The organism is Asticcacaulis sp., from assembly GCF_020217185.1.
Classification (GTDB): Bacteria; Pseudomonadota; Alphaproteobacteria; order Caulobacterales; family Caulobacteraceae; genus Asticcacaulis.
The window spans coordinates 1-7,552 of record NZ_JAIWNX010000311.1; the positions used below are offsets into that span (position 1 = coordinate 1).

The window sequence follows — 7,552 nt, forward strand, 5'->3', positions numbered from 1 at the left end:
CGCGGCGACAGGGCTGATGGCCGCGCCTTCCTCGACAGAGGAGACGGCGACCGGCATCAGTTCCGTTTCATCGTCTCGCCTGAGGACGGCGCACAGTACGAAGACCTGCGGTCTGTAACCCGCCGGCTGATGTCGCAGATGGAAACCGACCTTGGCTCCAAACTCGACTGGGTGGCCGTCGATCACTTCAACACCGGCAATCCGCACACCCATATTCTTCTGCGGGGTAAAGACGACACCGGCAAAGACCTGATCATTGCGCGAAACTACATCACCCACGGCATCCGTGAGCGGGCAGGAGATATTGTCAGTTTTGATCTGGGCCCGCGCACTGAGCAGGAGATTGCTCAATCACTGCGTAAGGACATGGGGGCCGACCGCTTTACGACGATAGACCGCTGGATTGTGGAGCGCCGGGACGAGGCGGGCAGGGTGCGTGCGCTCGATACCGACCCCGAGCGGCAGTCGCTCATCTCCGGCAGGCTGAGGCATCTGGAGCGGCTTGAGCTGGCTTCAGCGGATGGGGCAGGGGTGTGGCGAGTGTCTGACGATCTGGAGCCCTCTCTGCGGCATCTGGGACGGCGTGGCGACATCATCAACAGCCTGCGCTATGACATGGCCCCGAACCAGCGGGACCACCTGCTGGAGAGCGCCGTCATCCATGATGCCGAAGTAGACCTCTCAGAGGTCCCAGACACCGCCCATTCAAAGGCCCACATACAAGAGCCCATTACAGGGCGCCTGATCCGCAGGGGGCTCTATGACGAGCTTGAAGACCGTCACTGTCTGGTGATCGACGCGACCGATGGCAGGGTGCATGTCGTCGATATAGGCCCCGGCGACAAGACGCCCCCCATCCCTGACAATGCCATCGTGCACATCGAGGCCAACGTCGGGACGCTGCGTCCCTCCGACCGGACGATTGCGGACATTGCCGGACGCAACTTCGGCTATTATTCCGAGGACATCCACCGCCGTACACAGCCGGACGCCAGTGACCGCTATATCAGCGCCCACGTCCGGCGGCTGGAGGCCGTGCGCCGGGGCGTCGGCGGCATTGAGCGGCTTGACGGCGGCGTGTTTATCCTCGGCAAGACCTATCCTGAAAAAGCCCTGCGCTTTGAGCAGCAGAAGATACTCGACACGCCGGTCTCCGTAGAAGTCCTGTCACACCGTCCGCTGACGCAGCTAATCGGCCGACAGGCTTACACCTGGCTTGACCAGCAACTGCTAGAGCCCCCGGCGCTCGCGCTGTCTCATCGGGGTTTCGGTGACGAAGTGCGCACAGCCATGCTGGGACGGTATTGCTGGCTGGAGGCCGAGGGCCTGGTACAAGGCGAGGGTGACGGCGCCTTTACCTTCGACACCAATCTGAAGACGGTCCTGACGAACCGGGAGGTAAACGCCGAAGGCCGCAGGCTCTCCGCGCAGTCAGGTGTGCCGTTTGGGCGCGTCGTCGAATACGAGAGGTTTGAAGGCACACTCACGGGGAAGGCCGAACTGAGCAGCGGGACCTTTGCCATCGTAGAACGCGCTCAAGACTTCGTCCTCGTCCCGTGGCGCGATACCCTCGAAAAGCAGATCGGCAGGGAGATCGGGGGCGTGATGCACGGGCGTGACATCGACTGGAGCTTCGGCATCACCAAGAGCCTCGGCATCGGATTCTGACCACAAGCGTCTGCAAATGACTCGCAAATCGTAGGAATAGAAGCTGTAGCGTAGAATAGCGTGGTTTGCGGATGATCCTTACGGGCGCATGATCAGGGTCCAAACCCCTGCGGATCACGCCCATGAAACCCCGCCATCACCTCTATCTCGACGACGAGCTGACCGCCGAATTGGAGCATCTCGCCTCAAAGCCCGGCGCATCAAAATCCGCCATCGTGACGGCCGCGCTTCGCCAGTACATCAAGGGCGGGGGAGAGGACCAGCGCGATGAAGCCTTGCGCCACCGGCTCGATCGGTTGTCCCGTCAGATCGGCAAACTCGCCTCAGATGTGGACCTGATCCTCCAGTCCCAGAGCCAGCACGTCTGGCTTCATCTGCTCCTCACAGCCCATGTCCCAGGCCCCGACGAAGCGGAGCGTCGCACGGCCTTGCAGCGCTATGAAAAGTACACAAAGAGCGTGGCGGATGCGCTTGCGAAACACACGTCACCTGTTGCTTCCGACGACTCTAACAGGCTCCAGAGCTAAGGTGATCCTGACGGGCGTCATGCAACCACAGTCGCGGCATGAAAGGAGACTGCAACTATGGCTGAACTGGGTGGAATGAATGGGAAGCTTGCCTACCGCATTGACGAGGCTGTCAAAGCGAGCGGATTGGGACGGTCATTCCTGTACGAACGTATGGCTGATGGTTCGCTCAAATCCGTCAAGGTCGGCGGACGCAGGCTGATACTGAGGGACGATCTGATGGCGTTTCTAACATGCGAAACGCCAGTTTCGCTGACGCTGCCCGCCTCCTCGCGCGACGCTAAGAATATACGTGGTTCAAAGCAAAAAGGCCCAACTCGCGCGGCAACAAGGCCCGTCCGTCAGATGATTTTGCCACTCGAATAACGTTCAAATCAGGTTGTTTGATTCGCGTTTTTTGCAGGGGCAAGTGCGCTGCGTTTTTTGCCGATAAATTTCCCAAAGTGGGGTACATTGCGATTATTGGACTCAAACGAAAACCCGCAAAACCTTACCGCACAAGGACTCGCACCGAGAGCAAATTTTATTTTGGGGGTCATATTGGGGGTCTGGGGAATTCACGCGTTCTTTTAATAACTTGAATTCAAATACTTATTCTCTCTATTCGAGTCCGTGCTCACTTCCGCCTGCGTCAGGCGAAGTTGAAAAAATCTTTAAAATATTGTATGTTGTCGGTGTGCTCATCCGAAATCATCCGCTCCTGTCCGCCGTTATCCGGGCAAATTGGGGGTATTTCTGGGGGTACGCGGCAAACGCCTATTTTGCGATCCCCCCAAATGGCGCTCACAGACTCCGCGATCCGTTCGGCGAGGCTACGCGCATCTCGACTGGCGCACAGATGCAAGGGGTAAACTGTGGGTTCATGTCAGCGAGAAACCGCGGATGCTTGAGGAGCAGGGCCTGGTGGAGATCGCCGAGCTTAGCCGCAGCTTCAACCGCATGACTCAGCGCCTGACCGAGATCAAGCATAATCGCGCGCTGGTTCTGGCGGGGATTTCGCATGATTTGCGCACGCCCCTCACCAAGCTGCGGCTGGCGCAGGATATGGCCTCCATCGCGGATACGGACCTGCGTCTTACTGCTGAGCGTTAGGTGGAAACTATTGAGTGCATCCTGGCGCAGTTTCTGGTGTCCGCCAGAGGATTTGAAGCGTAAGCAGTCGAACCTTTCTCGCTGAATGCCCTGATAAGTTCGGCGCCTGCCGACTACGCACAGGCAGGCGTGGAGATCAGCCTGCCTGACACTGAACAGATACTCACGGGGCGTCGCGAAGCGGTGCGGCGTCTGCTGTGTAATCTCATCGAGAATGCCTTGCGTTATGGACAAGCACCGGTGACGGTCTTTATCGTAACCGCAGAAGAGGGACTTCGCTTTGGGGTGCGCGATCAGGGCGAGGGGATCCACCCGGAACACAGCCGGTCTCGTTCCTGCGCGAAGAGATGCGCCAGCGCGGTCTGATGACCTGCGCGGGTCGGTAGACCCAAACGTCATGAAGGCTCTGATGCACCGATTACCGAATGTTTGGGGTTCGTAATCCCTGTATCAGATGCTAATTTGGCTATGATCACAAGACTGGCATAGAGACTCAGCCTGTGCAGGGGAGGGTATGGTGAGGCTGATAAGGCACGCGATTATCGTCCTGCTTTGCCTATGGCCGCCAGTTGCGCTGGCTCAGTCCGCCTTCTTCGAGTCTTTTACACAGGATCAGGGACTAAATGACGGCGAGGTCAGTGCCCTTGCACAGGACGGGGACGGCTTTATCTGGATCGGTGCCGACAGCGGCCTGATCCGCTATGATGGCGTCAGGTTTCAGCACTGGTTTAATCCCGGCTATATTCTGGATATGCAGACCGCGCCGGATGGCTGTGTGTTCTTCAGGACAAGAGCGCGCCTCATCTACCGTATGTGCAAGGGGCAGGCGAAAGCCGTAACCGGGCCTGACGGAACTTCCCTTTTTGCCTCAAGCATTGCTCTTGACGCAGGGGGCAGGCTGGTCGCGGTCAGAGATGGCACTATCTGGATTCAGGAAAAGCGTGGCTGGCGGGCGCTGGCGGCGGCCTGGCACGGTTCGCAAAAAGCGCGCCGGGTTTTCGCGCTGAATAGCGGCGACGAGCTGGGCGTCATTACCGGCGAAGGGGCTTATCTGATTACCAGAACCGGCGGGCAAAGAGTGATACAGGCGCGGCATCTGAATGCCATTATACGCCGTGATGCCCATAGCCTGTTTGTGGTGGGGGTTTCCGCCGACAAAGGCAGCGACGATCTTTGGCTCATTGAAAAGGGCAGGGTGCGCAACCTCACACGTCCGGAAGGACGGTTTTTGTCGTGGGTGATGCGTAACGGCACCCTGTGGCTGTCTTCGGATACCTATCTTCTGTCCGTAAGCGCTGAAAATCGCACGCGGCTGATGCAGCAAAGCGAGGGCATAAACAGCGGTGGTCCCCTTCTGGTGGATCGGGAAAACAGTCTCTGGCTGGGGACATTCACGCGCCTTTTGCGCTTTCCGGAACCGGAGACCGCCAACTGGCAGGAGCCTCAGGGGCTGAAGGTCAACCATGTTTATCGCGTTTTTGCCAGCCAGACGGATGTCTGGGTGACGTCGTGGAAGTATGGTGCCAACCGGTTTTCGCGCATAGCCGGGGCCCTTCGCGCCGAGACTTTGCCGGGCGCAAAAGGCGTCGTGTGCAGCGATGGCCGTCTGGTCTGGCATGTGAACGAAGGCGGGCAACGGGGAGGCCCTTACAGCCAGCCGGTACCGGATGCCGAAATTTGGGGGTGCTACACCGATGAGAGCGGGACGCAGTGGCTGGCGGCCAGCGAAGGCCTGTTTGTCCGTGACGGCTATGCCGGTTATCGCCTTGCGCTCGACGGATTTGGCAAGAGGGTGGGGTTTGTGGCCTTGTGGCCTTCGCGTGAGGGCGGCTTCTGGCTCTCGGATGGCTTTACCACCTGCCTGTGGCGCCCGCAGACGCGGATCTATGAGCGCTGTTTTCAGCCGCGCGATTATGAGCGGGTGTTTGACGGCGCTGAACTGCCTGATGGGCGGCTTTGGGTGATCAAGGAATCGGATCGTCCGGAACGAGCTGCGTCGGGCGTGTCAGAAGTGGTCAACGGCCAGTGGCGCGATCTGGCGGGCAGTACCGGGACCCCCGGACAGGGGCTGTTGCATATACGCCCAAGCCCCCGGGGTGGGTACTGGATTTCTGGCAAGGGGACGCTGCTACGTATCGCCCCCTGTCGGAATTGCCGGGAAGGGTGGCAGACCCTGGAAGCCCCGGCCACGGCGCAGGGACTGGCTGGCAACAGCGCCAAGGACGTGATCGAGACCGAGAGCGGTGATTTATGGATTGCGGGCAATAACGGCGTCTGGCGCATACCGGCGGCGGCGCGCTCCGCCCGGCCAGTCGTTAAAGGCGTGCGCATCCTTCAGGTGAACATCGACGGCCGCGCCGTAAGCGGCAGACGGTTTCAGATGGAGCCCCGGAATGGGGTGATGGAGATTGTCTTCACAGCCCTGTCTTACAAACAGGCCGATCTTGTGACCTACCGGTATCGGTCCGGGGCGGACCAGCGCTGGACCGATCTGGGCCACCAGACTCGGCTGCAATGGACGCGCCCCGGACCGGGAGACTACCGGCTACAGATTTCCGCCTCCCAGGACGGCGTTCAGTGGACGCCTCCAGCGGAGGTGCAGGTAAAGGTGGTGCCACCGTGGTTCCAGAGCCTGCCGGCACTGATCGTTTACGCCTGTATCTTCGGGGGACTCCTGTGGGGGGCCTACTATCTGCGTGTGCGGCATCTGCTGGCGCTTGAACGACAGCGCACCCTCATTGCTATGGATCTTCACGACGAGTTGGGGGCCTCTTTGAGCAGCATCGCTATGCTGGCCACGGCGGCGCGCTATGGCCGAGGGTCGGGCGATGCCGACAACCTTACCTCTCAGATCGCCAGTCTGGCGCATCGCAGCGGGCTGAGCCTGCGCAGTCTGGGGCAGACGCTGGCGGTGCAGGCGGCGGACCCCGACCGTTTCGCCTGGGAGGTGACCTCGCAGACGCGCAGTCTGATGCCGACACCAACGCCGCGAGTGCATCTCGACCTCGTCACCGATGCGAAGGGCGTCTATTTCCATGCCCATCTTCGACGTCAGCTTCTCCTGATCCTTATGGAGGCCCTCACCAACATCAAAAAACATGCTCTGGCCTCTGAAGTGATCATTCGTCTGAGGCCTGAAAGGGAAGGGGAGCTTTGGGAACTGTGTGTAGAAGACGATGGAAAGGGTATGGGGGAGGAAGGACTCGGTTCGGGCATGATGCATATGCGGCAGCGGGCCGAGGCTGTGGGGGCCCAGCTTAATATACAAAGCCAGTCTCCGGGTGGAACCTGTATCCGTCTGCGCTTTTCACCCTCAAAGTCTAAATCAGGACCTGACCGCCCGGACGCCATTGGGGAGGTATCAAAGTTTGGCATTCGACCTGTATTGGCGCTTGTGGGTTTTCTGAAGAAGGGGGCGAATATGATCCTTGGGCGCGCTACCCGCAGAAAGACGAAGGAGGGGTAGAGTTGGGACAGGAGCGTCACCTGATCATCGTGGACGACGACACAGCTTTCCGGGAAAGCCTGCGCACCCTTATGCGGGCCGCTCATCTGTTTGAGCGCATCAGTCTCTTTGCCGAAGCCGACCAGTTTATGCGCTGGGCGAAGTCGGCACCCGGTGCTGAGACGCTGTGTGATCTCGTCCTGATGGATCTGAACATGCCCCGAATGAACGGGCTCGAACTTCTGAGGGCGGTCAAGGTGCAGTGGCCGCTGACCTGCGTCTTCATGCTGACCATCTATGATGAACCCGCTCAGGTTATGGCAGCGGTTAGCGGCGGAGCCGATGGCTATCTGCTGAAAGGGAGTGACCCGGAGACTTTGCTTCAGGATATCTCTCAGGCGACGCGTCATGGCGCGGGGCTTTCCCCAGGTCTTACCCGAACCCTTATTGACGCTGTCCGCCTGCTTTCACCCCAGCCGGTCGCCCATCCGCCGTCCGCGACCCTGAGTGCGCGTCAGGTAGAGATACTCAGGGCGCTAAGTGAGGGGCAGTCCTATCAGGAGGCCGCGCAGGGGCTGAACATCTCTTTGGATACCGTCCGCTGGCACATCCGCAAAATATACGCTGTGCTTGAGGTGCAGTGCGCCGCTCAGGCCGTGGCAAAGGCGCTAACCTTGCGTCTGATCTGAGGCAGAGACGGTTTGATACCAACGGCCGAAGACGCTGACCGCATCCGGCCGTTGAAGACACGAGACTGTCTCATATGTGTCAGTGACATGAGACAGTCTCGAATGGAATACCAAGAGTCATTTTCAATGAC

7 protein-coding genes are annotated in these 7,552 nt (G+C 59.5%); all 7 read left to right on the top strand.

Going from position 1 to position 7,552, the window contains the following annotated elements:
* Positions 1-1,668, top strand: a 1,668-nt coding sequence (locus tag LDL37_RS16090) for a DUF3363 domain-containing protein (RefSeq protein WP_290799883.1), incomplete at its 5' end; no start/stop codon positions are given.
* 122 nt (positions 1,669-1,790) lie between these two features.
* Positions 1,791-2,195 carry a CopG family transcriptional regulator gene (locus LDL37_RS16095; RefSeq protein WP_290799885.1) on the top strand — a complete coding sequence of 135 codons (405 nt, stop codon included), beginning with the start codon at positions 1,791-1,793 and terminating at the stop codon, positions 2,193-2,195.
* A gap of 57 nt (positions 2,196-2,252) precedes the next feature.
* The gene (locus LDL37_RS16100; protein ID WP_290799887.1) at positions 2,253-2,561 is read left to right on the top strand and encodes an excisionase family DNA-binding protein; all 309 of its coding nucleotides are present in this window, start codon (positions 2,253-2,255) and stop codon (positions 2,559-2,561) included.
* Between the two features lie 516 nt (positions 2,562-3,077).
* A complete protein-coding gene (locus LDL37_RS16105; protein WP_290799888.1) occupies positions 3,078-3,287 on the top strand; it encodes a hypothetical protein in 210 nt (69 codons plus the stop codon).
* 183 nt (positions 3,288-3,470) lie between these two features.
* Positions 3,471-3,653, top strand: coding sequence for an ATP-binding protein (locus tag LDL37_RS16480; RefSeq protein ID WP_366509250.1), 183 nt, complete (start codon positions 3,471-3,473; stop codon positions 3,651-3,653).
* Positions 3,654-3,801: 148 nt separating this feature from the next.
* A complete protein-coding gene (locus LDL37_RS16110) occupies positions 3,802-6,753 on the top strand; it encodes a sensor histidine kinase (protein ID WP_290799889.1) in 2,952 nt (983 codons plus the stop codon).
* 2 nt (positions 6,754-6,755) lie between these two features.
* Positions 6,756-7,421: a response regulator transcription factor gene (locus LDL37_RS16115; RefSeq protein WP_290799891.1), complete on the top strand. Its 666-nt coding sequence runs from the start codon at positions 6,756-6,758 to the stop codon at positions 7,419-7,421.
* Positions 7,422-7,552 lie beyond the last annotated feature (131 nt).

What these genes read in the sequence shown, in the direction of transcription:
- LDL37_RS16105 (WP_290799888.1), top strand. Translation starts at nt 3,078, where the DNA reads ATGCTTGAGGAGCAGGGCCTGGTGGAGATCGCCGAGCTTAGCCGCAGC.
- LDL37_RS16100 (WP_290799887.1), top strand. Translation starts at nt 2,253, where the DNA reads ATGGCTGAACTGGGTGGAATGAATGGGAAGCTTGCCTACCGCATTGAC.
- LDL37_RS16110 (WP_290799889.1), top strand. Translation starts at nt 3,802, where the DNA reads ATGGTGAGGCTGATAAGGCACGCGATTATCGTCCTGCTTTGCCTATGG.
- LDL37_RS16095 (WP_290799885.1), top strand. Translation starts at nt 1,791, where the DNA reads ATGAAACCCCGCCATCACCTCTATCTCGACGACGAGCTGACCGCCGAA.